25 protein-coding genes are annotated in these 25774 nt (G+C 70.0%); 21 read left to right on the forward strand and 4 right to left on the reverse strand.

What is annotated here, in order from left to right:
• Nucleotides 1-14: 14 nt before the first annotated feature.
• Entirely contained in the window at nucleotides 15-2267 is a 2253-nt protein-coding gene (locus tag MIAR_RS04670; protein WP_285632078.1) for a RelA/SpoT family protein, read from the forward strand.
• Here the strand turns inward: MIAR_RS04670 and MIAR_RS04675 are convergent.
• The 3 genes from MIAR_RS04675 to MIAR_RS04685 all read right to left on the reverse strand — a co-directional run bounded on the left by MIAR_RS04675 (nucleotide 2254) and on the right by MIAR_RS04685 (nucleotide 4588).
• On the reverse strand, nucleotides 2254-2811 hold the full coding sequence (locus MIAR_RS04675) for a type IV toxin-antitoxin system AbiEi family antitoxin (protein ID WP_285632081.1): 558 nt from the start codon (nucleotides 2809-2811) through the stop codon (nucleotides 2254-2256). The two genes, MIAR_RS04670 and MIAR_RS04675, sit on opposite strands and share 14 nt — an antisense overlap.
• Nucleotides 2812-2877: 66 nt before the next feature.
• Nucleotides 2878-4164 carry a DUF349 domain-containing protein gene (locus tag MIAR_RS04680; protein WP_285635622.1) on the reverse strand — a complete coding sequence of 429 codons (1287 nt, stop codon included), beginning with the start codon at nucleotides 4162-4164 and terminating at the stop codon, nucleotides 2878-2880.
• A gap of 118 nt (nucleotides 4165-4282) precedes the next feature.
• Nucleotides 4283-4588 (reverse strand): hypothetical protein, encoded by a 306-nt coding sequence (locus MIAR_RS04685; RefSeq protein WP_285632084.1) that lies wholly within the window; start codon nucleotides 4586-4588, stop codon nucleotides 4283-4285.
• 154 nt (nucleotides 4589-4742) lie between these two features.
• Between MIAR_RS04685 and nirB the strand changes: the two genes are divergently transcribed.
• The 5 genes from nirB to MIAR_RS04710 are packed head-to-tail and all read left to right on the forward strand — an operon-like array spanning nucleotide 4743 to nucleotide 10732.
• On the forward strand, nucleotides 4743-7337 hold the full coding sequence (gene nirB / locus MIAR_RS04690) for a nitrite reductase large subunit NirB (protein ID WP_285632087.1): 2595 nt from the start codon (nucleotides 4743-4745) through the stop codon (nucleotides 7335-7337).
• Complete coding sequence (gene nirD / locus MIAR_RS04695) at nucleotides 7334-7699, forward strand: nitrite reductase small subunit NirD (protein ID WP_285632090.1); 366 nt, start codon at nucleotides 7334-7336, stop codon at nucleotides 7697-7699. Before nirB ends, nirD begins: the two co-directional genes overlap by 4 nt.
• Nucleotides 7696-8931 carry a uroporphyrinogen-III C-methyltransferase gene (cobA, locus tag MIAR_RS04700; protein ID WP_285632093.1) on the forward strand — a complete coding sequence of 412 codons (1236 nt, stop codon included), beginning with the start codon at nucleotides 7696-7698 and terminating at the stop codon, nucleotides 8929-8931. The genes nirD and cobA overlap by 4 nt, the downstream gene beginning before the upstream one ends.
• Nucleotides 8928-10058 (forward strand): uroporphyrinogen-III synthase, encoded by a 1131-nt coding sequence (locus tag MIAR_RS04705; RefSeq protein ID WP_285632096.1) that lies wholly within the window; start codon nucleotides 8928-8930, stop codon nucleotides 10056-10058. Before cobA ends, MIAR_RS04705 begins: the two co-directional genes overlap by 4 nt.
• Nucleotides 10055-10732, forward strand: coding sequence for a sirohydrochlorin chelatase (locus MIAR_RS04710; protein WP_285632099.1), 678 nt, complete (start codon nucleotides 10055-10057; stop codon nucleotides 10730-10732). The genes MIAR_RS04705 and MIAR_RS04710 overlap by 4 nt, the downstream gene beginning before the upstream one ends.
• Nucleotides 10733-10797: 65 nt before the next feature.
• Here the strand turns inward: MIAR_RS04710 and MIAR_RS04715 are convergent, their stop codons facing one another.
• On the reverse strand, nucleotides 10798-11730 hold the full coding sequence (locus MIAR_RS04715) for a formate/nitrite transporter family protein (RefSeq protein ID WP_285635624.1): 933 nt from the start codon (nucleotides 11728-11730) through the stop codon (nucleotides 10798-10800).
• A 174-nt stretch (nucleotides 11731-11904) separates the two neighbouring features.
• On the opposite strand from MIAR_RS04715, the gene MIAR_RS04720 reads away from it, so the two are divergent.
• The 15 genes from MIAR_RS04720 (at nucleotide 11905) to nusB (ending at nucleotide 25764) form a co-directional block, all read left to right on the forward strand.
• Entirely contained in the window at nucleotides 11905-13224 is a 1320-nt protein-coding gene (locus tag MIAR_RS04720) for a replication-associated recombination protein A (protein WP_285632102.1), read from the forward strand.
• 172 nt (nucleotides 13225-13396) lie between these two features.
• The gene (gene rpsD / locus MIAR_RS04725; protein WP_182253198.1) at nucleotides 13397-14026 is read left to right on the forward strand and encodes a 30S ribosomal protein S4; all 630 of its coding nucleotides are present in this window, start codon (nucleotides 13397-13399) and stop codon (nucleotides 14024-14026) included.
• A gap of 62 nt (nucleotides 14027-14088) precedes the next feature.
• Complete coding sequence (locus MIAR_RS04730; RefSeq protein WP_285632111.1) at nucleotides 14089-14280, forward strand: hypothetical protein; 192 nt, start codon at nucleotides 14089-14091, stop codon at nucleotides 14278-14280.
• A gap of 70 nt (nucleotides 14281-14350) precedes the next feature.
• Nucleotides 14351-17011, forward strand: a complete 2661-nt coding sequence (gene alaS, locus MIAR_RS04735) for an alanine--tRNA ligase (protein WP_285632114.1) — start codon at nucleotides 14351-14353, stop codon at nucleotides 17009-17011.
• On the forward strand, nucleotides 17008-17490 hold the full coding sequence (gene ruvX / locus MIAR_RS04740; RefSeq protein ID WP_285632117.1) for a Holliday junction resolvase RuvX: 483 nt from the start codon (nucleotides 17008-17010) through the stop codon (nucleotides 17488-17490). The genes alaS and ruvX overlap by 4 nt, the downstream gene beginning before the upstream one ends.
• Nucleotides 17483-19129 carry an endolytic transglycosylase MltG gene (mltG, locus tag MIAR_RS04745; protein ID WP_285632121.1) on the forward strand — a complete coding sequence of 549 codons (1647 nt, stop codon included), beginning with the start codon at nucleotides 17483-17485 and terminating at the stop codon, nucleotides 19127-19129. Before ruvX ends, mltG begins: the two co-directional genes overlap by 8 nt.
• A gap of 1 nt (nucleotide 19130) precedes the next feature.
• Nucleotides 19131-19955, forward strand: a complete 825-nt coding sequence (locus MIAR_RS04750) for a shikimate dehydrogenase family protein (RefSeq protein WP_285632124.1) — start codon at nucleotides 19131-19133, stop codon at nucleotides 19953-19955.
• Nucleotides 19956-19959: 4 nt separating this feature from the next.
• On the forward strand, nucleotides 19960-21189 hold the full coding sequence (gene aroC, locus MIAR_RS04755) for a chorismate synthase (RefSeq protein WP_285632127.1): 1230 nt from the start codon (nucleotides 19960-19962) through the stop codon (nucleotides 21187-21189).
• Nucleotides 21176-21706, forward strand: coding sequence for a shikimate kinase (locus MIAR_RS04760; RefSeq protein ID WP_425561583.1), 531 nt, complete (start codon nucleotides 21176-21178; stop codon nucleotides 21704-21706). The genes aroC and MIAR_RS04760 overlap by 14 nt, the downstream gene beginning before the upstream one ends.
• Nucleotides 21703-22782 carry a 3-dehydroquinate synthase gene (gene aroB, locus MIAR_RS04765; RefSeq protein WP_285632133.1) on the forward strand — a complete coding sequence of 360 codons (1080 nt, stop codon included), beginning with the start codon at nucleotides 21703-21705 and terminating at the stop codon, nucleotides 22780-22782. Before MIAR_RS04760 ends, aroB begins: the two co-directional genes overlap by 4 nt.
• On the forward strand, nucleotides 22779-23222 hold the full coding sequence (locus tag MIAR_RS04770) for a type II 3-dehydroquinate dehydratase (protein WP_285632135.1): 444 nt from the start codon (nucleotides 22779-22781) through the stop codon (nucleotides 23220-23222). Before aroB ends, MIAR_RS04770 begins: the two co-directional genes overlap by 4 nt.
• A gap of 5 nt (nucleotides 23223-23227) precedes the next feature.
• Nucleotides 23228-24046, forward strand: a complete 819-nt coding sequence (locus MIAR_RS04775; RefSeq protein WP_285632136.1) for an acyl-CoA thioester hydrolase/BAAT C-terminal domain-containing protein — start codon at nucleotides 23228-23230, stop codon at nucleotides 24044-24046.
• A gap of 33 nt (nucleotides 24047-24079) precedes the next feature.
• Nucleotides 24080-24631 (forward strand): GrpB family protein, encoded by a 552-nt coding sequence (locus MIAR_RS04780; protein WP_285632138.1) that lies wholly within the window; start codon nucleotides 24080-24082, stop codon nucleotides 24629-24631.
• Between the two features lie 157 nt (nucleotides 24632-24788).
• Nucleotides 24789-25352, forward strand: coding sequence for an elongation factor P (gene efp, locus MIAR_RS04785; RefSeq protein ID WP_285632140.1), 564 nt, complete (start codon nucleotides 24789-24791; stop codon nucleotides 25350-25352).
• 1 nt (nucleotide 25353) lies between these two features.
• A complete protein-coding gene (gene nusB / locus MIAR_RS04790) occupies nucleotides 25354-25764 on the forward strand; it encodes a transcription antitermination factor NusB (RefSeq protein ID WP_285632143.1) in 411 nt (136 codons plus the stop codon).
• The last annotated feature ends 10 nt before the right edge of the window (nucleotides 25765-25774 follow it).

Below are 25774 nucleotides of genomic sequence, written 5' to 3' on the forward strand. Positions count from 1 at the left end.
GGACGGGAGCACAGATGGCCGATTCGCAGGTCGCATCGCAGGGATCCAGCCTGCGCAGGCTGGTGCCGCGCATCTTCTCCCGTGCGCCCCGCGTCAACGACCTGGACAACCTGATCCGCACGGTCCGCGCGAATCACCCCCGCGGCGATCTGCCCATCATCGAGCACGCGTATCGCGTCGCCAAGGAGAAGCACGAGGGGCAGTTCCGTCAGAGCGGCGAGCCCTACATCACGCACCCCCTCGCGGTCGCGCAGATCCTCGCGGAGCTGGGGCTCGGGCCGCGCGCGATCGCGGCCGCCCTGCTGCACGACACGGTGGAGGACACCGGATACGCACTGAGCGAGCTCACTGAGGAGTTCGGCGACGAGGTCGCCATGCTCGTCGACGGCGTCACCAAGCTCGACAAGGTCAAGTACGGCGAGAGCGCCCAGGCCGAGACTGTCCGCAAGATGATCGTGGCCATGTCCAAGGACATCCGCGTGCTGCTCATCAAGCTGGCCGACAGGCTGCACAACGCGCGTACCTGGGGGTTCGTTCCCCCCGAGAAGTCCGCGCGCAAGGCCAAGGAGACGCTGGAGATCTACGCGCCCCTGGCCAACCGGCTCGGCATCCAGACCATCAAGTCCGAGCTCGAGGACCTGTCCTTCGCCGTCCTGCACCCGAAGATCTACGCCGAGATCAACAGCCTGATCGCCCAGCGCACCCCGCAGCGCGAGAAGTACCTGCAGCAGGTGATCGAGGCGATCGACGAGGACCTGCGCGAGCTGCGGATCCGCGGCAAGGTGGTCGGCCGTCCCAAGCAGCTGTACTCGGTGTACCAGAAGATGGTCGTGCGCGGACGCGAGTTCGACGACATCTACGACCTCATCGGCATCCGCGTTCTGGTCAACTCGGTGCGCGACTGCTACGCGGTGCTGGGAGCGATCCACGCGCGTTGGACGCCGCTGCCGGGCCGCTTCAAGGACTACATCGCCACTCCGAAGTTCAACCTCTACCAGTCGCTGCACACCACGGTCATCGGGCCGTCCGGCCGCACGGTGGAGATCCAGATCCGCACGCACGAGATGCATCAGCAGGCGGAGTTCGGCGTCGCCGCGCACTGGATGTACAAGGAGCGGATGAACGGCGGCAAGGTCGAGACCCGCAAGACGGATGCCGACATGGCCTGGCTCGCCCACATCTCCGACTGGCAGGCCGAGACCGCAGACCCGAGCGAGTTCCTCGACTCGCTCCGGTTCGAGATCGGCGCCAAGGAGGTCTACGTCTTCACGCCGAAGGGGCGGGTCATCGGCCTGCCGGCGGGCGCGACGCCCGTGGACTTCGCCTACGCGGTGCACACGGAGATCGGCCATCGCACGATGGGGGCCAAGGTCAACGGCCGGCTGGTCCCGCTGGAGTCTGAGCTGCGCAGCGGTGATGTCGTCGAGGTGTTCACCTCGAAGAACCCGGATGCCGGACCCAGCCAGGACTGGCTGACCTTCGTCAAGAGCACCCGCGCGCGGAACAAGATCAAGGGCTGGTTCACCAAGGAGCGCCGCGAGGAGGCGGTCGAGCAGGGCAAGGAGTCCATCGCCCGCGCGATGCGCAAGCAGAACCTTCCGCTGCAGCGACTCATGAGTCAGGAGTCGTTCGCAGAGGTCGCGCACCAGCTGCGCTACGAGGACGTGACGGCGCTGTACGCCGCCGTCGGCGAGGGGCACGTCTCCACGCAGTCGGTGCTGGAGAAGGTCACGGCGCTCGTCGCCTCGGAGCCCGACACCAACACGGGTGCCATCGAGCTGCCCGGCCACACTCCGGCACGGGAGGCGCGCTCCGGCGACTCCGGCATCCTCGTGCGCGGCGCGGCCGACATCCTGGTCAAGCTCGCACGCTGCTGCACGCCCGTCCCGGGCGATCCCATCGTCGGCTTCGTCACCCGTGGCAGCGGCGTCTCGGTCCACCGCAAGGACTGCGTCAACGTCAAGGCCCTCGGCAGCGACCCCGAGCGCTTCGTCGAGGTCGAGTGGGCGCCCACCACGAAGAGTGTGTTCCGCGTGCAGATCCAGGTCGAGGCGCTGGACCGCTCTGGACTGCTCTCCGATGTGACCCGCGTGCTCAGCGAGCACCACGTGAACATCCTGTCCGCGACCGTCTCGACCACGGACGAGCGTCTGGCGCTGAGCCGCTTCGTGTTCGAGATGGGCGACTCGGTGCACCTGGACCGCGTGCTGAACGCCGTGCGGCGGATCGACGCCGTCTACGACGTGTACCGCGTCACGACGTCCTGAGCGTCGCGAGCTCCGATATCATCTGGACGGCGCGGCGTCTTCCGGGGCGCCGCACCGTCGCTGCGAGCATGGGCCGCAGCGCGTCGACCAGCTCGGGGCTGAGCAGCACCAGCGCGCGCAGCCAGCTCTCTTCGTCGCCGCCTGCCTTCGTCGCGGCGAACAGCAGATCCTCCGCGGTGGCGAGAGGCGTCGTGACCTCGATGCCGCCGATCGAGAGCAGCTCCTCGGGCGCGGCACGGCGCTCGTGGTAGACCACGCGGGGCGAGAAGCCGACGCGTCCGCGGGTGGGGCCGGCTCGCCGGACGTGGTGGATCTGCGGTGGCGCGTCACCGGCGCCGTGGATCCATGCCGCCGTGGGACCACAGGCGGCCAGATGCGCGGGGATGAGGTCGCGCAGGCTGGTGGCCCTGGCATCCGCCCCCTCGACGGTGTCGGCGGGCATGAACCCCTCGCCGACCTCGAAGACGACTCCGTCCAGCCGCGCGGCGCCCAGCTCAGGGAGCGAGAGGCGCTCGCCCGGCAGGTAGAAGAGGGCGGGATGCATGCAAAGAAGTATGAGCCGTGCCGCCCGATGTCGGGCGCGCACGGCTCATACTGTGGATAACGCGGATCAGGCGCCGAGGGCGCTGAGCCAGGCGCGACGGGCGGCCAGCGCCTCCGTCGCCTCCTTCACGGCCTTCTTGTCGCCGGCCTTCTCCGCCGCGGCGAGCTCCTGCTCGAGCTTCTCGATCGCGTCGAGCAGCTGCGAGCTCATGTCGTTCGCGCGCGCCTTGGTCTCGGGGTTGTTCTTCTTCCAGTCCACGTCCTCGCAGGACTTGAGGGCCTGCTCGATGGACCGCATGCGGTCGTCCAGCGCACGCTCCTTCTCACGCGGGAAGATGCGCCCGACCTCGTCCCACTGGCGCTGGATGCGGGTCAGCAGCTGACGCGCGCGCTTGAGGTTCGGCTCGTCGGCGACCGCCTTCGCCTCCTCGAGGAGCGCCTCACGGGCCTCGATGCGCGGTGCGGAGTCGGCCTCCTCGGCGGCGGCCTGCTCGGCGCGCGCCGCGTAGAGGGCGTCACCTGCGGCCTTGAACTTCGCCCAGAGCGCGTCGTCGGCCTTGCGTCCGGCGCGGCCGGCCGCCTTCCACTCGTCGAGCAGGGTGCGGTAGGCGGGGATCCCGTCGATGCCGCGCGGAGCGAGCGCCTCGGCGCGCTCGACCAGGCGGGACTTCACGTCGCGTGCGGCGCGGTGCACGTCGTCGAGCTCGGAGAAGAACGCGCGGCGCGCCTTGTCCACGGTCGAACGGGCATCGCGGAACCGCTTCCAGAGCTGCTGGGCGGTGCCCTTGGGCAGACGGGGTCCGTTCTGCTGGTGCGCCTGCCAGGCGTCGAACAGCTCGGTCATCTCGACCGTGACCTGCTTCCACTGCACCTTGGCGAGGTCGCGGCCGGCGATGGCCTCGGCCTTCTCCACGATGACGGTGCGCTCGGCGATCGCGGCGTCCAGCGCCTCCTTCGCGGCTTCCGCCTCCTTCGCGGCAGCCTCGGAGAGCGAGCTGATCAGCGTCTCGATGCGTGTGCGGAGTCCCGCGAGGTCGCCGACCGCGGCGGCGCCGGTGACCTCGTCGAGCAGGTGCTTCGCCTGCTTGGTCAGATCGGACGCCGAGCTTCCGCCGCCCTGCGCCCGGGTCTCCAGCGTGCCGAGCTTGACGGCGAAGTCGTCGAACTTGCGCGCGTAGTATGCGAGGGCCTCGTCGGGCGTGCCGTCCGGGTACTGTCCGACCGGACGCCAGTCGTCGCCCTCCCGCACCTCGACGGTGCCGTCCTCGGCGACTCGGCCCCACTCGGATGCATCCGAGGAGACCGGCGCAGGGACCGTGGGGGCTGCGGCGGGAGCGGCGGTGACCCGCGGCATCGGCTTGCGCGGCGGTGCGGGGATCGGCGGGGTGGGCTTGGGTGCGTTGTCGTCAGACACGGTGTTCTCCTTGCGCGGTCTGTCCGCGGGAGTGGGAAAGGACTCCGCTCAGCCTAGTTCACTCGCCGGGAGTCTGCGTGGGTGCGGGCGACTCGTCGGCGGGCGGGGTCAGCAGTGGTGTGGGCGCGGGCTCGGTCGCCGTCGGAGACGGTTTCGGGGCGGGTGCGCTCACCTGCGCGTGGACCGCCTGACTCACTCCGGCTCCGATGACGATGAGACCGCCCGCGACGACGGCGATCACGGTGTCACGGCGTCTGCGGGCGACGAGGCCGTCGTTCCAGTCGCGGCGTGCCGCGTAGAGACGTGCTCGTTCCGCATCCGTGCGTGCGCGCTGCTGCGCGCCACGGGAACCGCGTGTCGCCATCGAGTTCCTCTCCCTCCGAGCGGGCCGGGGCCCGCCACCGCAACCCTATCGTTCGGTCTGCTCACACCATCGTTACCCGTTTGTGAGCGAACTGTTCGACGCGCGTAACGCGGATCGGCCGGTTCGTGAAACACGGGCTCCATAGCTTCGATGCATGGAACAGGGTGCGATGACCGACCAGCTCAGTGCCGCCGCGGATGTGCTCGTGGTGGGTGCGGGCATGGTCGCGCACCGTTTCGTCGACAGTCTTCTCAGCGACGGGAAGGACCGGCACTCCGTCACCGTGATCGGCGAAGAGCCGAGGGATCTCTACGACCGCGTGGGCCTGACGTCGTTCTTCTCCGGTGCGACAGCCGACGAGCTCACGCTGGACCGCAGGGTGTTCGCCGACCCGCGTGTGACCCATCTGAGCGGAGATCCCGTGACGCGCGTCGACCGTGGTGCCCGCACGGTCCAGACCCGCTCCGGCACGGTGCTCGGCTACGGCACGCTGGTGCTCGCCACCGGGTCGTATGCTCCGCGGCTTCCGGTCGAGGGCCGCGACCTTGACGGATGCTTCGTCTATCGCACCCTCGACGACGTGATGCGGCTGCGTGAGTACGTCACGGAACGGAGCGCGCGACTGGGGCGGACGCTCCGCGGCGCGGTGATCGGCGGCGGGCTGCTCGGGCTCGAGGCTGCGGGGGCGCTGCAGGGGATGCACGTGGACTGCACAGTGGTGCAGTCGTCGGATCGGCTCATGTCCGCCCAGCTCGACGCGGCGGGCGGGACCGTGCTGCGGCGGCTCATCGAGGCACGAGGCATCTCCGTCCGCACCGGCAGCCGGACCAGCAGGCTCACGGCCGACGAGACCGGCGCCGTCACCGCGATCGAGTTCCCGCACGACGGCCACCTTCCCGCCGACGTCGTCGTGTTCACGGTCGGAGTCCGTCCGCGCGACGAACTCGCTCGCGCGGCGGGACTCGCGGTCCACCCCGACGGAGGCGTGATCATCGACGACGGATGCCGCACGGACGATCCTCGCATCCTCGCCGTCGGCGAGGTCGCGAACTTCGAGGGCCGAGCGGTGGGTCTGGTCGCGCCCGGATACGCGATGGCGGAAGTCGCGGCCGCGCGACTGAACGGTGCGGACGCGTCCTTCCCCGGATACGACGACGCGACGAAGCTGAAGCTGTCCGGCGTGGATGTGGCCAGCTTCGGAGACGCGATGGCGGAGATCCCCGGCGCGCTTGACGTGGTCTACACCGACCCGGTGGCGGGCGTCTACAAGAAGCTCGTGCTCTCGGACGACGCGAAGACGCTCCTCGGAGGCATACTGATCGGCGACGCATCGGCGTACGGCGCACTGCGTCCGCTGGTCGGGGGCCCGCTGGGCGGCGACCCGGCGGCGTACCTCCTCCCGGAGGACCGCATGGATGCGCCCTCCCGCGAGCTGTCCGACGACGCTGTCGTCTGCTCGTGCTCGAACGTCACAGCAGGGCGGATCCGCACCGCCGTGCACGAGGAGGGATGCGCGGACGCGGCATCGGTGAAGAGCTGCACCCGAGCGGGCGCGACCTGCGGTTCCTGCATCTTCATGGTGTCGAAGATCGTCGCCAAGGAACTCGCCAAGTCCGGTCGCACGGCTTCCACTGCTCTGTGCGAGCACTTCGACATGTCACGCCGCCAGCTGTTCGACGCCGTGCGCGTGTCGGAGCTCACGACCTTCAGCGCGATCATCGCGCGCTTCGGTCGAGGGCGGGGGTGCGACATCTGCAAGCCCGCCCTGGCCAGCATCCTCTCCGTGCTGGTCGGGGAGCACGTGCTCGAGGGCGAGAACGCCGCACTGCAGGACACCAACGACCACGTGATGGCGAACATGCAGAAGGACGGCACCTATTCGGTCGTGCCGCGCATGCCGGGCGGCGAGGTCACACCCGCCGGGCTGATCGCGATCGGCAGGATCGCCGACGACTACGGGCTCTACACCAAGATCACCGGGGGTCAGCGGATCGACATGTTCGGTGCGCGGCTCGAGCAGCTGCCTGCGATCTGGGGGCGTCTCGTCGAGGCGGGATTCGAGTCGGGCCAGGCGTACGGCAAGGCGCTGCGCACAGTGAAGTCGTGCGTGGGCTCCACGTGGTGCCGGTACGGCGTCCTCGACTCGGTGGGCATGGCCGTGCGCCTCGAACTGCGCTACCGCGGGCTGCGCGCGCCCCACAAACTCAAGGTGGGCGTCTCGGGATGCGCCCGCGAATGCGCCGAGGCACGCAGCAAGGACGTCGGAGTGATCGCCACCGAGACCGGCTGGAACATGTACGTCGGCGGGAACGGAGGATTCTCGCCGAGGCACGCCGAACTGCTGGCCTCGGGCCTCGACGACGAGGGACTCATCCGCGCGATCGACCGCTTCTTCATGTACTACATCCGCACGGCCGATCGCCTGCAGCGGACAGCACCCTGGTGCGAGGAGCTCGAGGGCGGTCTGGACGGCCTGCGCGAGGTCATCTTCGATGACAGCCTCGGCATCTGCGCAGATCTCGATGATGCGATGGCGCGCCACGTCGATCGCTATGAGGACGAGTGGGCGGCGACGCTCCGCGACCCGGAGAAGCTGCGGCGCTTCGGCTCCTTCGTGAACGCCGCCGACACCCCCGATCCCTCGCTCGCCTACGTGTCCGTCCGCGGGCAGGTGCGCCCGGCGACCGCGGACGAGCGATCGGCCGAGAGCATCCTCATCGCCGGAACCACCTTGGAGGTGCGCAGATGACCATCGCAGCAGCCGTCGACTCACTCGTGCGCGTGTGCTCAGTCCGGGACCTGGAGGTGGAACGCGGCCGCGCCGCGCTGTTCGGCAGCACGCAGGTCGCACTGTTCCTCCTCGCGGACGGCACGGTGCACGCCGTGTCGAACCTCGACCCGTACAGCGGAGCGCACGTGATGTCCCGGGGCATCGTCGGCAGCAGGGATCAGTCACCCACCGTCGCTTCTCCCATGCACAAGCAGGTCTTCGATCTGCGCACCGGCCTGTGCGTGGCGACGCAGGGCGGGCACCCGGCGTCCCTGCGGGTCTGGCCGGTCGTGGTCCGCGACGACGATGTCTACCTCGACTTCGAGGAGGAGCAGGGATGACGCTGATGCTGGGGGTCTCACTGGCAGGGCGCGAGGTTCTCGCGGTCGGGGGAGGTGCCGTCTCGGCGCGCCGACTGCGTCGGTTCATCGATGAGGGTGCCATCGTGCGCGTCGTCGCCCCGGAGCTGCATCCCGACACCGCGGGGCTCGTTCGCACGCATGCGCTGAGCTGGCAGGCGCGACGGTTCCGCGCCGCGGACCTCGCAGGGGTGTGGATGGCGCACGTGGCGACCGGCGACGCGAAGGTCGATCGCCGCATCGTGGTCCTCTGCGAGCGACGCCGGGTCCTGTGCGTCGCGGCCGGCGACGGATCGCAGGGCTCGGCGCGGATGACGGCTCAGACGGTGGTGGGCGACGTCACGCTCGGCGTCGTCAGCACCCACGGCGCCGACCCGCGGCGCACGATGGCGATCCGGGATGCCATCGGAGACCTCGTGGCGAACGGACGCCTCCCGCTGCGCCGCAACCGGCGAGGGGGACCAGGCCGTGTGGACCTCATCGGCGGAGGGCCCGGACCCGCCGACCTGATGACGGTGCGTGCACGGCGCCTCATCGCCGAGGCGGACGTGATCGTCACCGATCGACTCGGGCCCGCCCAGGAGATCGTCCGCGAACTCGATCCCGCGGTGCAGGTGATCGATGTCGGAAAGCGCCCGGGAGCCCACCCCGTGCCGCAGGAGCAGATCAACAGCATCCTCGTCGAGCATGCTCTCGAGGGGCGCCGGGTGGTCCGCCTCAAGGGCGGCGATCCGTTCGTGTTCGGCCGCGGTGGTGAGGAGATGCAGGCCTGCCTGGCCGCCGGTGTGCCCGTCGAGGTCACGCCGGGGGTGTCCAGCGCGATCGCGGTGCCGCAGGCCGCGGGCATCCCGGTCACGCACCGCGGCACCGCAGCCGCCGTCCACGTGGTCAACGGCCAGGGCGGACCGGAGCCGTCGACGCTGGCCGCGATGGCCGATCCGACGGTCACGACGATCGTGCTCATGGGTGTCGCCGCGCTCCCGCGGCTCGTAGCGGCCGCTGTCCGCAGCGGCATCCCGGGGGAGCGTCCGATGGCGTTCGTCGAGAACGGGCACAGCGCGCTGCAGCGCACCACCCGCACGACGCTGGCGGATGCGCTGGCCGACGCCGCGGAGATCGGTCTCAGCAACCCGGCGGTGATCGTGATCGGCGAGGTCGCTCGTGCAGATCTGCTCCTGCCCGCCCCCGCGCCGCAGCGGGTGGCGCTCGCATGACGCCCGTCCCGTTGCCCGATGAGGCCCTGACCGGATGCACGATCGTCATCGCCGCCGACCGCCGAGCGGGCGACCTGGCGAAGGCGCTCGAGCGCCGTGGGGCTGTGGTGTACCGGGCGCCCGCCCTCAGCATCCTTCATGCCGCCGACGACGAACAGCTCATCGAACGGTCCCGCGAGCTCATCGCGGAACCACCGGACGTGGTCGTGGTCACCACCGGCATCGGTCTGCGGGGGTGGATGGACGCGGCGCACGAGCGCGGGCTGCACGAGCCCCTCTCGGCCGCTCTGCAGGACGCCCGGTTCATCGCACGGGGCCCCAAAGCGCACGGCGCCGTCCAGCAGGCCGGGTTCGCGGCGCGCTGGGTCGCCGCATCCGAGACATCCGCCGAGGTCGCGGACCACCTGATCGCGGAAGGCGTCGACGGACTTCGGATCGCCGTCCAGCACCACGGTGCCGGAGCCGATGGACTCGACTCGATGCTCATCGAGCACGGCGCCGATGTCGTACCGCTCACCGTGTACCGCTGGGGGCCTCCGCCGGATCCGGACGTCGTACGGCGCTCGGCGCAGCAGGCCGCATCGGGCGCGGTCGATGCCGTCGTGTTCACCTCGGCGCCGGGCGCAGCGGCCTGGATCCGCGTGGCGGAGGACGCGGGAGCGATCCGCGCCATCCGGGAGCGCGCAGCGAGCGGGCGCCTGCTGCTGGCGGCCGTCGGCCCGATCACCGCCGCTCCCTTCGCAGAGGCAGGGTTGAACGTGAAGACAGCCGTGCGGGGGAGGCTCGGATCGCTGGTGCGCTGCGTCGTCGATCATTTCGCCGCGGGCGGCACGCCGTTCGCCACGACCGCGGCGGGGGAGCTCGAGGTGCGCAGCGGCGGGGCACTGCTGGACGGTCGTTTCGCGCCGCTCTCCCCATCGTCGGCGGGCATCCTCGGGGCGCTGTTCGATGCGCGGGGGCGGGTCCTGTCCCGCGAGGAGCTGGGGCGAACGCTTCCGCGCGGAGGTGAGAGCGCCCACGCCGTGGAGATGGCGATCGCGCGGCTGCGTGACGGGCTCGGCGGCGCGGATGCCGTCAGGACCGTCGTCAAGCGCGGATACCGCCTGACAGTGCAGGAGACGGTATGACCACCCTGATCGCCTGCTCGCACGGGACGGACTCCGCCGCGGGCCGTACGACGATCATCCGACTCGTCGAGAGGGTGCGGGAGCTGCTGCCCGACGTTCGCGTGGTGCAGGCCTTCGTCGATGTCCAGATCCCGGCGATCCGCGACGTCGTCGCGGAGGAGAGCATGAAGGACGACGTGGTGGTGGTGCCCCTGCTGCTGTCTGCGGGCCACCACACCGCCGTCGACATCGCCGAGGCGATCGCAGGGCATCCCGGTGCTCGCCGGACCGAGCCGTTGGGATCGCATCCGCTGGTCGCCCACGTGCTCGCCACACGCCTGCGCGCCGCGGTGGGCGGTTCCTGGCGTGCCGGCGATCGGGTGGTGCTCGCAGCGGCGGGTTCGAGCGATCCCGCTGCAGCCGCCGACGTGGACGCGGCAGCGGAGCATCTGCGTGCTCTGATCCCCGCCCCGGTGTCGGTCGGATACATCTCGGCGATGCGGCCGAGGGTCGCGGACGCCGTCGCCGGGTCCCGGGTCGAGGGCGCGGGACGCGTGATCGCGGCCAGCCATCTGCTGGCACCCGGCTTCTTCTCCGGCCTCGTCCACGAAGCGGGCGCCGATGTCGTCTCGGCACCGCTCGGTGCGGATCCACGCATCGCCCAGGTCGTCGTCGAGCGCTTCCGCGCGGTCTGAAGAAGAAAGAAGGGGCGGGACGCGGCCGTCTCCGACCGCGTCCCGCCCCTTCGCCGCTCGGCTCGTCAGACGCCCGCGGGCTGCGGTGCGCGTTCGGCATCGTCGACGTCCGTCGAGAGCTCGAGTTCCGCCGGAGCGGAGGCGACGAATGCCGCGGCGGGAGCATCCCGGACGGAGAGGCGCGCCGAGGAGCCTGCCGCGCGTGGGCGGGTGCGGCCGTGGCTCAGGTAGAGCGGGAGCCCGACGAACAGCAGACCGCCCACGAGGTTCCCCAGCAGGGTGGGGAACTCGTTCCAGACCAGGTAGTCCCACAGGGTGAAGTCCGCTCCGAGCAGCAGACCGGAGGGGAACAGGAACATGTTGACCACGGAGTGCTCGAAGCCCATGTAGAAGAAGAGCATGATGGGCAGCCACATGCCCAGGACCTTGCCCGTGATGCTGTCCGACGCCATCGCCAGCACCACGCCCGTGGACACCAGCCAGTTGCACAGCACGCCGCGCACGAACAGCGTCAGCATGCCGGCCGCGCCGTGCTCCGCATATCCCACTGTGCGGCCGTGACCGATCTCGCTGATCGCCTGCCCCACCGCGCTGGGCTCGGAGGAGAACGAGTACGTGAAATACAGTGCCATCAGCACCGCGACGAGGACGGCGCCTCCCGCGTTGCCGAGGAGCACCAGCCCCCAGTTGCGGAACATGGCGGGGACGGTCGCGCCGGGCCTGCGGGCGATCACCGCCAGCGGGCCGAGGGTGAACACCCCGGTGAGCAGGTCGTATCCGAACAGGTAGAGGATGACGAAGCCGACAGGGAAGAGCATCGCGCCCAGCAGGGGCTGGCCGGTCTGCGTCGACACGGTCACGGCGAAAGCCGCACCCATCGTGAGCAGGGCCGCACCCATGAAGGCGCGCACGACGGTGTCGCGTGCGGAGAGCTGCATCTTGCTGGCGCCGGCGTCGAGCATGCGCTCGACGAGCTCGGCGGGCTTGACATAGGACATGAGGACCTCCAGTGACAGGAGCCCGACGGGCTCGCTCGGGTACAGCGTCACCGGTTCGCGTTTCAGGGGATGGCGGATGGGGTTACGGCAGTGGAACGAATAACTCACCTTCCGCCGTGCGCGCTGTGAAGTCGCGGGCCTCCGCTGTCGGTGCCGCCCAGTAGCCTGGAGAGCATGACCTCCGCTCCTCTCCTCTCGGGTCAGACGCCGCTCGCCGTGCGCATGCGGCCGGTCTCGCTCGACGAGGTGGCGGGGCAGGCGCACCTGCTGCGCACCGGGTCTCCGATCGTGGCCCTCGCCGATCCCGATGCCAAGGCGCCCGGCGCCGTGTCGATCATCCTGTGGGGCCCGCCCGGCACGGGGAAGACCACGCTCGCGCAGGCGATCGCGCGATCGTCCGGTCGACGGTTCGTCGAGCTGTCCGCGATCACGGCCGGCGTCAAGGACGTCCGCGAGGTGATGCAGGAGGCGATCACCCAGCGGGACCTCTACGGCCAGACCACGATCCTGTTCCTGGATGAGATCCACCGCTTCACGAAGGCCCAGCAGGACGCTTTGCTCCCGGGCGTCGAGAACGGCTGGGTGATCCTCATCGCCGCGACCACCGAGAACCCCTCGTTCTCGGTCATCTCGCCGCTGCTGTCGCGTTCGCTGCTCCTCACGCTCCAGCCGCTGACCGACGACGACATCGGAGTGCTGGTCGATCGCGCCATCGCGGATGCGCGCGGACTGTCCGGCGCGGTCACGGTGGCCGATGACGCGCGCGCCGCTCTGATCAGGCTGGCCTCCGGCGACGCCCGCCGGGCGCTGACGGGGCTCGAGGCTGCCGCCGCCGTCGCGCTGTCGCGCGGAGGCGATGCGGAGATCAGCGCCGATGACGTCGCGCAGGCGGTTGACCGTGCACTGCTGCGCTATGACCGCCAGGGCGACGAGCACTACGACGTGATCAGCGCGTTCATCAAGTCGATCCGCGGGTCGGATCCGGATGCCGCCGTGCACTATCTCGCGCGGATGATCGAGGCGGGGGAGGACCCGCGCTTCATCGCCCGCCGGCTGGTCATCTCCGCGGCCGAGGACATCGGCCTCGCGGATCCGCAGGCGCTGTCGATCGCCACTGCGGCGGCGGATGCCGTGGCCTTCATCGGCATGCCGGAAGGTCGCATCCCGCTCGCCGAGGCGACCATCTACCTCGCCACGACGGCCAAGTCGAATGCCGCGTACCTGGCGATCGACGCCGCGATCGCCGATGTGCGCGGCGGCGGCTTCGGGCGCGTGCCCATCCATCTGCGCGACGCGCACTATGCGGGCGCGAAGCGGCTCGGTCATGGCAAGGGCTACCGTTATCCGCACGACAGCGATGCGGGCATCCTGCCGCAGCAGTATCTGCCCGACGAGCTGGTCGGCCGGCACTACTACGAGCCGAAGAACCTCGGCGCGGAGCGCGACGTCTCCGCCCGGCTCGAGCGCATCCGCCGCATCCTCGGCGACCGCTGAGACGTCCGGGCTCATCTGATAGCATGGATCGGCTCGAAACCCAGTTTTCGGGCATCCCTCCATTCCTGAAGCACTTCCCGGCGCGCCTCGGCGTACGCGGCGGGAAGGCGGAGCAGAGGAGATACGCCCGCGAGTCGTGAAAGACACGTCCGCGTCATGGAAGGAGCACTTCGTGGTCACGAAGTCTCAGGACCGCCGCAAGGTCCGCCTCAGCCGCGCGCTGGGCATCCCGCTCACCCCGAAGGCCGCCCGCTACCTCGAGAAGCGTCCCTACGCCCCGGGTGAGCACGGCCGCACCAAGCGCAAGGCCGACAGCGACTACGCCGTCCGTCTGCGCGAGAAGCAGCGTCTGCGCGAGCAGTACGGCATCCGCGAGAAGCAGCTGCGCATCGCGTTCAACGAGGCCCGCCGCAAGGACGGCCTGACCGGTGAGAACCTGGTCGAGCTGCTCGAGATGCGTCTGGACGCCCTCGTGCTGCGTGCCGGCTTCGCCCGCACCACCGCGCAGGCCCGTCAGCTGGTCGTGCACCGTCACATCCTCGTCGACGGTCAGCTCGTCGACCGCCCGTCCTTCCGCGTGAAGCCGGGTCAGCTCATCCACGTCAAGGCCAAGTCCGAGGCTCTCGAGCCCTTCCAGGTCGCAGCCGCCGGCGGTCACGCCGAGGTCCTGCCCCCGGTCCCGGGCTACCTCGAGGTCGAGCTCGACAAGCTGCAGGCCCGTCTGGTCCGTCGTCCGAAGCGCGTCGAGGTCCCCGTGACCTGCGAGGTGCAGCTGGTCGTCGAGTACTACGCGGCTCGCTGATACAGCATCCGTGCGAGAGGCGTCGGGGGATTCCCCGGCGCCTCTCGTCGTAGGATGGCGGAATGAAGAATCTGCTCTGGTTCCTGATCGGTGTGATCGGCGGTTTCGTCGCCGCGCACTTCATGAACAAGGACCCCCGGGGTCAGGAGATCTTCGCCGACATCGACGCGCGCATCTCGGAGTTCACCGGCATCCTCGGTGAGGCGTACCGCCAGCAGGAAGCGCGTCTGGCAGACACGGCAGACGAAGACTGATTCCGACGATTCCCCCATCCCGTCGCGTCCTCGGACGCGGCTCCGCCACGCAAGGAAACCCACGAGCACTATGAGAACTGCGGAGATCGCGCAGCGCTACCTCGACTACTTCGAGAAGAACGACCACCTCATCGTCCCCTCGGCCTCCCTGGTCAGCGACGACCCGTCGTTGCTGTTCACGGTCGCCGGCATGGTCCCGATGATCCCGTACCTCACGGGCGTCGTCCCCGCACCGCATCCTCGCATCGCCGACCTGCAGAAGTGCATCCGCACCAACGACATCGAAGAGGTCGGCCGCACGGCGCGGCACGGCACGTTCTTCCAGATGCTCGGCAACTGGTCGTTCGGCGACTACTTCAAAGAGGGCGCGATCCGCTATGCGTGGGAGCTGCTGACCTCGTCCGAGGCGGACGGCGGCCTCGGCTTCGACGAGAAGGACCTCTGGGTCACCGTCTACGAGACCGACGACGAGGCCGAGGCGATCTGGCGCGACGAGATCGGCCTGAAGCCCGAGCGCATCCAGCGCCTGGGACGGGCCGACAACTACTGGAACACCGGTCAGCCCGGCCCCGGTGGCCCGGACTCGGAGATCTTCTTCGACCGGGGCCCGTCGTACGGCAAGGACGGCGGACCCGCGGCCGATGACACGCGGTTCCTCGAGATCTGGAACCTCGTGTTCATGCAGGACTTCATCGAGAACATCCGCGGCAAGACGGAGTTCGACATCGTCGGCGAACTCCCGATGAAGAACATCGACACCGGCATGGGCCTCGAGCGCGTCGCCTTCCTCAAGCAGGGCGTCGAGAACATGTACGAGACCGACCAGGTGCGCCCGGTGCTCGACCGCGCCGTGGAGCTCTCCGGAAAGAAGTACGGCAGCGTCCACGAGGACGACGTGCGCTTCCGCGTGATCGCCGACCACGTGCGCTCCTCGCTGATGCTGCTCTCCGACGGCGTGCGCCCGTCCAACGAGGGGCGCGGCTACATCCTGCGCCGCCTGATGCGCCGCACGGTGCGCGCCATGCGCCTGCTGGGCGTCGACGAGCCGGTGTTCCCCGAGCTCTTCGCCACGTCGCGGGATGCCATGAAGTCGGCCTACCCCGTGCTCGAGACCGAGTGGGCGACGCTGTCCTCGGCGGCCTTCGCCGAGGAGGACACCTTCCGCCGCACGCTGGCGCAGGGCTCGACGATCCTGGATCTCGCCCTGGAGGACACGAAGAAGTCCGGCGGATCGACGCTCAGCGGCTCCGAGGCGTTCCTGCTGCACGACACCTACGGCTTCCCGATCGACCTCACCCTCGAGGTCGCGGAGGAGGCAGGGCTCGACGTCGACCGCTCCGCGTTCGACTCGCTCATGAAGGAGCAGCGCGAACGCGCCAAGGCGGATGCCCGCAACCGCAAGCGCCAGCTGGCCGACGTCTCGGTGTACCGCGACTTCCGCGCCGCGGGCGAGACCGTGTTCGCCGGCTACACCGACCTGCAGACCGACTCGCGCATCCTCGGCATCATCGTCGACGGCGCGCCTGTGCGTGCGGCATCCGAGGGGCAGGTCGCCGAGGTCATCCTCGCCGAGACCACCCTCTACGCCGAGTCCGGCGGTCAGGTCGCTGACAAGGGCACGATCGTCGGCACCGGCTTCGAGCTGGACGTCCTGGACGTGCAGAAGCCCGTCCCCGGTCTGATCAGCCACACCGTGCACGTCGCCTCGGGCAGTGTCGCGGTGGACGATCGGGCGACCACAGTCGTCGACGCCCCGAACCGCCGCGCCGCGCGCCAGGCGCATTCGGCGACCCACCTCGTGCACGCCGCTCTCCGCGACACGCTCGGCAAGACGGCCACGCAGGCCGGTTCGCTGAACCGCGCCGGCTACATGCGCTTCGACTTCGCGTGGTCGCAGCCGCTCTCGGCTGAGACGCGTTCCGAGATCGAGGACATCACGAACCGCGCCGTCCAGGATGCGCTCGAGGTCAGCACGCGCATCGTGTCGCTGGATGAGGCCAAGGAAGCCGGCGCCATGGCGCTGTTCGGCGAGAAGTACGGCGACGTCGTGCGCATGGTCGACATCGGAGGTCCGTGGTCGCGCGAGCTCTGCGCGGGCACGCACGTGTCCTCGAGCTCCGAGATCGGCCTGGTCAGCGTGGTCGGCGAGTCCTCGGTGGGCGCGTCGAACCGACGCATCGAGGCTCTGGTGGGTCAGGACGCCTTCCGGGAGCTCGCCGCGGAGCGCACCGTCGTCTCGCAGCTGTCCGCTGCTCTGAAGGCGCCGCGTGACCAGCTCTCCACCCGTATCGAGGAGCTGCAGGCGAATCTGAAGGCCGCCGAGAAGCGCATCGCGCAGTTCGAGGCCAAGGAGCGCGAGGGCCGTGTACCCGCTCTCGCCGACGCCGCGCAGCAGGTCGGTTCGTTCCGCGTCGCGTCGACCTCACTCGGCGAGATCGGCTCGGCCGACGACGTGCGCACTCTCGCCCTGAGCGTGCGGGAGAGGCTCGGCACGGATGCCGCAGTCGTCGCCTTCGGCGGCGTCGCGAACGGACGGCCGATCGTCGTCGTGGCCACGAACGACGCTGCGCGGGCCGCGGGCGCGAAGGCGGGTGCGCTGGTGCGCGTCGCGGCCGGCGTTCTCGGCGGTGGTGGCGGCGGGAAGGACGACGTGGCTCAGGGCGGTGGCACCGATGCATCCGCTCTGGATGCTGCGTTGGCGGCCGTCGTCGCGGAGCTCGCCGCAGCGTGACCGGATTCCGTCGCGGTGTGCGTCTCGGCATCGACGTCGGGAAGGCCCGTGTCGGCGTGTCCCGGTGCGATCCGGACGGGATGCTGGCCGTGCCGGTGGAGACCGTCCCGCGCTCGGACACGTCGATCGAGCGCCTCTCCGAGCTCGCGCGCGAGTGGGAGCCGCTGGAGTTCGTCGTCGGGCTCCCGGTGAACATGCGCGGCGAGGAGACGCCGTCGACGACGGATGCGAGGGAGTTCGCGGCTGAGCTCGGCCGGCGTACGGGCGTGCCGGTCCGCATGGTGGACGAACGGCTGAGCACGGTCACGGCGCACGCCGCGCTGAGGTCTTCGGGAAGATCCCAGAAGAACTCTCGTAGCATTGTCGACCAGGTGGCTGCGGTCGTGCTCCTGCAGCACGCTGTGGACACGGAGAAGAGCACCGGACACCCCGCCGGTGCGGTGATCGACCTCGATGAGGAGTCCGCTGACGATGCATGACCCCGACGCATCCCCGCAGGGCCCCGGGCTGGGAGACCTCTTCGACAACCTCCCCACGGCGTCCTCCTCGTCGCTGCCCTCGCGCGAGAACCGGGACGAGCCGGCACCGGGCTCCCGCCGGGCGATGCGTGCGGCCAAGGAGGCGGCGGAGGCCGCCGAGCGTCGCGCCCAGCAGGATGCGGAGGCCCGGCGGGCTCTACAGCGGGGTGCCGCTGCGCGACGTCCTGCCGAGCAGGAGCAGCCCACGGCCGCGGACGCGCCGCCTGCGGAGACCCCCGATCCGCCGACGGCGATCCTGCCCGCTGCTGCGCCGCAGCCGCGGGCCGCAGCAGAGCCGAGGTTCGAGGACCTCAGGACGCCGCGGCCGGCATCGGCATCGCGTGCGGCGGAGGAGCCTGCTGCCCCCGCCGCGTCTTCGCCGAGAGCGGCCGATCCGGTGGCATCCGCGCCGCCGGGCCCCGCTGCGTCGGACCCGGAGCCCGCCCACGACGACCCATCGCACGACGAGCCCGAACTCGGCGGTTCGCTCGATGCCCTGTTCGCGCCCGAGCAGCACCGTGCGGTCCCGAAGAAGAAGCGCGGACGCGGCTGCCTGATCGGGCTCATCGTCGTGCTGGTCATACTCGGCGGCATCGCCGCGGGAGGCGCGTGGGTGTACAACACCTACCAGGACAAGATCAACGACATGATGGGCTGGGGCGAGCCCAAGGACTACGCCCCGGGCGAGGCGACCGGCGAGGTGCAGGTCACCATCCTGAAGGGCGACACCGGTTCTCCCGTGTCGACGACGCTGTACAAGGCCGGTGTCACGAAGACCGATCGCGTCTTCTACGAGTACCTGCTGGCGGAGCGACCGACGGTCACGTTCTACCCCGGCGTGTACAAGCTGCAGAAGAAGATGACCGCGGCTGCCGCCCTGAAGGCTCTGGACGATCCGAAGAACCGCATGGCCAATACCGTGCGCATCGCCGAGGGCAGCACCGTCGAATCGTCGCTGCCGCGCATCGTCCAGGGGGTCGGCCTCAAGCTCGAGGACCTTCAGGCGGCCGTGCAGGACCCCGGCGTCTACGGCGTGCAGGCACCGAGGCTGGACGGCTGGCTGTTCCCGGCGACCTACACGTTCGATCCCGGCGTCACGGCGAAGGAGGTCATCCAGCGGATGGTCGACGAGACGCGTGCGCAGCTGAAGAAGGCCGGTGTCCCGGATTCCGATGCTCAGCGCGTGCTGACCATCGCCTCGATCGTGGAGCGCGAGGGTCGCACACCCGACTTCGCGAAGGTGTCCCGGGTGATCCAGAACCGGCTCGACACGGGCATGATGCTGCAGATGGACTCCACCGCGCAGTACGGGTACGGGCAGCTGCACGCCGGAAGTGCGAGCACCTCGAAGGAGGCGCAGCACGCCGAGAACGAGTGGAACACGTACGTCATCAAGGGGCTGCCGGCGACGCCGATCGCGAACCCCGGCGCTCGCGCGATCGACGCCGCGATGCATCCCGCCGACGGTACCTGGCTCTACTTCGTGACGGTGAACATGAGCACGGGCGAGACCGTCTTCTCGAACACCTACGCCGAGCACCAGCAGGCCATCAAGCAGATGCAGGCATGGTGCAAGGCGAACCCCGGCACAGGATGCTGAGGTGAGCACGCGCTCTCGTCTCGCCGTCTGGGGCGACCCGATCGGCCACAGCCGGTCGCCCGCCCTGCACGGTGCCGCCTATGCTCAGCTGGGGCTGAACTGGCAGTACGACCGGCAGCGCGTCGACGTGGCGGGTTTCCCTGCCGCGCTGAACGCCCTCGACGACTCGTGGCGCGGACTCTCGCTGACCATGCCGCTCAAGGAGATCGCGCACGACACGGCCAACGAGCTGGACGGACACGCGCGCCTGACCGGAGCGGCCAACACGCTTCTGCTGGGGGAGCGGCTGCGAGGCTTCAACACCGACGTCGGCGGCATCATCGACGCGTTCCGGAACGCCGGCGTCTCCACCATCCGGTCGGTGCGGATCCTCGGCGCGGGGGCGACCGCGGCATCCGCTCTCGTCGCCGCACACGACCTCGGCGCACAACGCGTCGAGGTGCGCGCGCGCCGACCTGAGGCGGCAGCCAGACTGACCCGGATCGGTGACGCGCTGGACGTCGCGGTCGACGCGGTGCCCTTCGACGCCGCCGCCGGCTCCGTCGACGCGACCGTGGCGACCCTGCCCAGCGGCACCGTGCTGGATGCCGCCCTCGCCGCGCCGCTGTCGGGCTCCGGCGGTGTGCTCTTCGAGGCGGCGTACGCACCGTGGCCCTCGGCCCTCGCCGCGGGCTGGTCGGGGGAGAAGGTGATCTCGGGCTTCGAGATGCTGCTCTACCAGGCGGTGCGACAGATCCGGATCTTCCTGACGGGGGAGCAGGATGCCGCACTCCCGGACGAGGACGTCATCGTGGCAGTCATGCGGTCGGCGGTCGTGGAAGACTAGAGGCATGCTCCGCGTGCTCACGGCCGGCGAATCCCACGGCCCCGAACTCATCGCCGTCATGGAGGGCCTGCCCTCCGGTGTGACGATCACGGCCGAGGCCATCCAGGCCGACCTCCAGCGCCGCAAGCTCGGCTACGGGCGCGGTTCTCGGATGAAGTTCGAGCAGGACGAGCTGTCGATCTCCGGTGGGGTGCGCCATGGCCTCTCGCTGGGAAGCCCGATCGCCCTGCGGATCGGGAACACCGAATGGCCGAAGTGGACCGAGGTGATGAACCCCGCCCCGACCGAGCTGACCGAGAAGTCCCGCGGTCGCGGTGCGGCGCTGACGCGTCCCCGTCCCGGCCACGCCGACCTCGTCGGCATGCAGAAGTACGACTTCGACGAGGCCCGGCCCATCCTCGAGCGCGCGAGCGCCCGTGAGACGGCGGCCCGGGTCGCCCTGGGCGCGATCGCGCGGGCGTTCCTGTCGGAGCTCGGCATCCGCCTGGTCAGCCACACGCTCTCGATCGGTCCTGTGCAGGTCCCGGACGGCTCCGCGCTGCCGACGCCCGATGACGTGGACGCGCTCGACGCCGACCCGCTGCGCTGCTTCGATGCCGCCACCTCCGCGCTGATGGTGGCCGAGGTGGACGCCGCGCGCAAGGACGGCGACACGCTCGGCGGCATCGTCGAGGTGCTCGCCTACGGTCTGCCCCCGGGGGTCGGCTCGCACGTGCACTGGGACCGTCGTCTCGACGGCCGTCTCGCGCAGGCGCTGATGAGCATCCAGGCCATCAAGGGCGTGGAGGTCGGCGACGGCTTCGAGACCACGCGCCGTCGCGGCTCGGCCGCCCACGACGAGCTGTTCGAGACGGACGGCGGCATCACCCGCGGGTCCGACCGCGCCGGTGGCACGGAGGGCGGCATGACCACGGGCACGGTGCTGCGCGTCCGTGCGGGCATGAAGCCCATCGCCACGGTGCCGCACGCGCTGCGAACGATCGACGTCGCGACCGGCGAGGAGGCCACGGCGCACCACCAGCGCTCCGACGTGTGCGCCGTGCCCGCAGCGGGCGTCGTGGCCGAGGCCATGGTCGCCATCGAGCTCGCCAACTCGGTGCTGGAGAAGTTCGGAGGCGACAGCATCCGCGAGACGCGTCGCAACCTGGAAGGCTACCTCGCCGGCATCCCGGAGGCCCTGCGCACCGCTCCCGCATCGGAGGCGGCGCTGCTCGCCCATGATGAGCTCTCCTGAGCGGGACGATCCGCCGCTGACACTGGTGCTCGTCGGCCCGATGGCCGCGGGCAAGACGAGCGTCGGTCGCAAGGTCGCGAGACTGCTCGAGGTGCCCTTCAGCGACACCGACAAGCGGATCGCGGCGGTGCACGGGCCGATCCCGCAGATCTTCGCAGAGCATGGCGAGCCGTACTTCCGCGAGCTGGAGCGGGCGGCGGTCGCCGCCGCGGTGTCGGACGGCGGTGTCGTGTCCCTGGGCGGCGGCGCCGTGACGGATGCCGCGACGAGGGCGCTGCTGACGCGGCATCCGGTCGTGTTCCTCACGGTGTCCCCGGAGGCGGTGTCCCGCCGCATCGGGGGCACCGGACGACCGCTGCTCACCGGCGACGACGACCCGCTGGAACGATGGCGGAGGATCTTCGAGGAGCGCCGCGGCTGGTACGAGGAGGTCGCGGATCTCACCGTCGACACCTCCCGCACGCCGATGCGGATGCTGGCGGAGAGGATCGCCGCCTGGAGGAAGGAACAGGAATGACCGTCAAGACCATCAGCGTGACCGGACAGGCTGCCTACGACATCACCGTGGGTCGCGACATCCTCGACCGGGTCAGGACGGCCCTGGACCCGGCGGTGAAGAAGGTGCTCGTGGTGCACCCGCCGACGCTCGCGAACCGTGCGGCAGAGCTGCGCGACCGCCTGGTGGCGGACGGGGGAGTGCAGGTGCTGCTCGCCGAGATCCCGGACGCCGAGGCGGGCAAGCGCATCGAGGTCGCGGCGTTCTGCTGGCAGGTCATGGGCCAGGCCGACTTCACCCGCTCGGACGCGGTGATCGGGTACGGCGGTGGCGCGGTCACCGATCTCGCAGGTTTCGTGGCGGCGACCTGGCTGCGTGGCGTGCAGGTGGTGCAGGTGCCGACCACGGTGCTCGGCCTGGTGGACGCGGCCGTGGGCGGCAAGACCGGCGTGAACACCAACGAGGGCAAGAACATGGTCGGCGCGTTCTGGGCGCCGCGGGCCGTGATCGGCGACCTGGACGAGCTGGGCAGCCTGAGCGCTAACGAGGCGACCGCCGGTTATGCGGAGATCGTGAAGGCCGGCTTCATCTGGGCGCCGGAGATCCTGGACATCATCGAAGCCGACCCCGCGCGCGCCGTCGATACCTCCACGGACGAGTTCCGCCGCACGATCGAGCTCGCCATCGAGATGAAGGCGAAGGTCGTCTCGGACGACTTCCGCGAGGCGGGGCTGAGGGAGATCCTCAACTACGGGCACACGCTCGGGCACGCGATCGAGCACACCGAGCGCTACCAGTGGCGTCACGGCGCGGCGATCTCGATCGGCATGATGTACGCGGCGGAGCTGTCGCGTCTGGCCGGACGCCTGCCCGACGCCGCTGTCGACCGGCATCGGAACGTGCTCGAATCGCTGGGCCTTCCGACCACCTATCGGGCGGGAGCGTGGAACACGCTGCTGGCGACCATGCAGCGCGACAAGAAGGCACGCGGCGGCATGCTGCGGTTCATCGTGCTGGACGACATCGCCAAGCCCACCGTGCTGCAGGCGCCCGACGAGTCGCTGATGTTCGCCGCCTACCAGGAGGTCGGAGCGTGAGCACCCGGCGCCTGCTGCTCGTCAACGGCCCGAACCTGAACCTGCTCGGCACCCGCGAGCCGGAGGTGTACGGCACCGCGACGCTGGCCGATGTCGAGCAGCTCGTGGCAGAGGTCGCCGACGGCCTCGGCTACGAGGTGCGCGCGGTGCAGAGCAACCACGAGGGCGTGCTGATCGACGCGATCCACGCCGTGCGAGGGGACTGCGCGGGCATCGTCATCAACCCGGGCGGCCTGACCCACACCTCGGTGTCGCTGCGTGACGCCCTGACCGGTGTCGGCATGCCGTTCGCCGAGGTGCACATCTCCGACGTGTACGCGCGGGAGTCGTTCCGGCACTTCTCGTACCTGGAGGACGTCGCCGCGGTGCGTGTGGTCGGCAAGGGCATCGACGGCTATGCCGAGGCGGTGCGGGAGCTGGTCGCACAGCTCGGCGAGTAGTCGCCATGCTCGCATCCGAGGATCGGTTCGACGCCGTCCCCGCCGAGCCGAACGGCACCGCCGTGCTGCTGCTCGCGGGGTCCAGCGGGCGCGTGGAGCGGGAGCGCGCGGAACTGCTGTCGACGACCGGAGCACGCGTGCGTGCGATCCGGTGGTTCGGGGGAGCCGACCAGCGGCCCTCCCCGCACGAGGTTCCGCTGGAGCTCTTCGCAGGGCAGATCGGGGAGCTGCGCCGCGACGCGGACCGGGTGGTGCTGTTCGGCACATCGTTCGGCGCGGAGGCGGTGCTGACCACGGCGGCCTATGCCACGGTCGATGGCGTGATCGCGGTCGCGCCATCGTCGGTGGTCTGGGCGGGCGCGCACGACGGGGCGTGGTCCTCGCACTGGACGCTCGGCGGCCGGCCTCTGCCGTTCGTGGCCTTCGACGCGTACTGGACCCCGCGGTCGGACCCGCCCGCTTTCGTCTCCCTGTACGAGGCGAGTCTCCAACTGGACGCCGCCGCGACCGACGCGGCGCGGATTCCCGTGGAGAACATCGCGGGCGAGGTGCTGCTGGTCGCGGGCGGTGACGATCAGGTCTGGCCGAGCGACCGGTTCGCGTCGGAGGTCGAGGCGGTGCGGACCGATCGCGGCCTCGCCACGACGGTCGTCACCCACCCCGGGGCGGGACATCGTCTGCTGCTGCCCGGGGAGCTCCCGGCAGCGGGCGGTGCTCGGATGCTGCGCGGCGGCAGTCCGGAAGCGGATGCCGAACTGGGTGCGCGGGCGTGGCCGGAGATCCGTCGGCTGCTGGGTGACGGAGCGCTCGTTCCCCGAGGTTGAGTCCGCGTTGACGCTCCGTGGGAGGATCCTGGGGTGAGCATCCTGGTGGTCCCGTATTCCGATGAGTGGCCGGCGCAGTTCGCCGCCGTAGCAGAAGAGCTGGCGCGGGCCCTTTCCGGTGTACCGGTCGGATCGATCGAGCACGTCGGCTCCACCGCGGTGCCGGGGCTGGCCGCGAAACCGATCATCGACATCGACATCATCGTCGGACGCCCGGACCTTGTTGCGGCGATCGCGGCCCTGGAGGCCGCTGGATACGAGCATGCCGGCGATCTCGGACTGCCCGGCAGAGAAGCGTTCCGGACGCCCGATCAGCGTCCTGCTCGTCACGTCTACCTCTGCGTGGAGGGAACCCTGCATCTGCGGAACCACCTGGCTGTGCGAGACGTCCTGCGACGCGACGCGCTGCTCCGTCAGAGATACGGAGAAGTGAAGCTCGCGTTGGCTGGTGACGCGGAGATGGACATCGACACGTACATCGCAGGCAAATCCGGCGTGCTCCAGGAGGTGCTTGCGAGCTCGGACCTGACGATCGCCGAGAAGGCGCAGATACTCGCTCTGAATGACCCGGACTCGAGAGCCTGAACCGTCATCAGACGGGAGCACGTCGTCGGGCTCGTCCTCCGCTGCGATACTCCGCGCAGGCGTTTCGCCGGCATCCGATAAGATGAATCCTTGGCCACTTCCTGCGCGCATCCGCGCTCGGCCATTGAACCTTCGAAACGAACGGACTCGCACCAGCATGGCATCCACTGCAGACATCAAGAACGGCGTCGTCCTCTCGATCGACGGACAGCTGTGGAGCGTCATCGAGTTCCAGCACGTCAAGCCCGGCAAGGGCGGTGCGTTCGTGCGCACCAAGCTGAAGAACGTCGTCTCCGGCAAGGTCGTCGACCGCACGTACAACGCCGGCGCCAAGATCGATATCGAGAACGTCGACCGTCGCGACTTCCAGTATCTCTACACCGACGGCGACAGCTTCGTCTTCATGGACGTCGAGGACTACGACCAGCTCACCGTCGGTGCCGCGACCGTCGGCGACGCCGCGCACTTCATGCTCGAGAACCAGCAGGTGCAGATCGCGCTGAACAACGGCAACCCGCTGTACATCGAGCTCCCGGCATCCGTCGTGCTCGAGGTCACCTACACCGAGCCGGGCCTGCAGGGCGACCGCTCGTCGGCCGGCACCAAGCCCGCCACGCTCGAGACCGGCTACGAGATCCAGGTTCCGCTGTTCCTCGAGCAGGGCACCAAGGTCAAGGTCGACACCCGCACCGGTGGCTACCTCGGCCGGGTCAACGACTGAGTTGAGCGCACGCACCAAGGCGCGCAAGCGCGCCCTCGACATCCTCTTCTCCGCCGACGTGCGCGGAGAAGAGGTGTCGGTGTCCCTCGCCGCGGCTGCCGCACGCGCTGCGAGCGAGCCCTCCCGCCAGGCGTCGTGGCTGTACGCCCGCGACATCGTCGATGGGATCATCGACCACCACGACGAGATCGACGAGCAGATCACCACGCACAGCCGTGACTGGAAGCTCGAGCGGATGCCCGCGGTCGATCGTGCCCTGCTGCGGATCGGCACCTGGGAGATCCTCTTCAACGACGAGGTTCCCACCGCGGTCGCGATCGACGAGGCAGTGGAGCTGGCCAAGGAGCTCTCCACCGAGGACTCCGGCGCGTTCGTGCACGGTGTGCTCGCCCGCATCGACCGCGCACGCTGAGTTGCGCAGG

Origin of the sequence: Microbacterium arabinogalactanolyticum (assembly GCF_030268005.1) — a bacterium.
Lineage (GTDB): Bacteria > Actinomycetota > Actinomycetes > Actinomycetales > Microbacteriaceae > Microbacterium > Microbacterium arabinogalactanolyticum.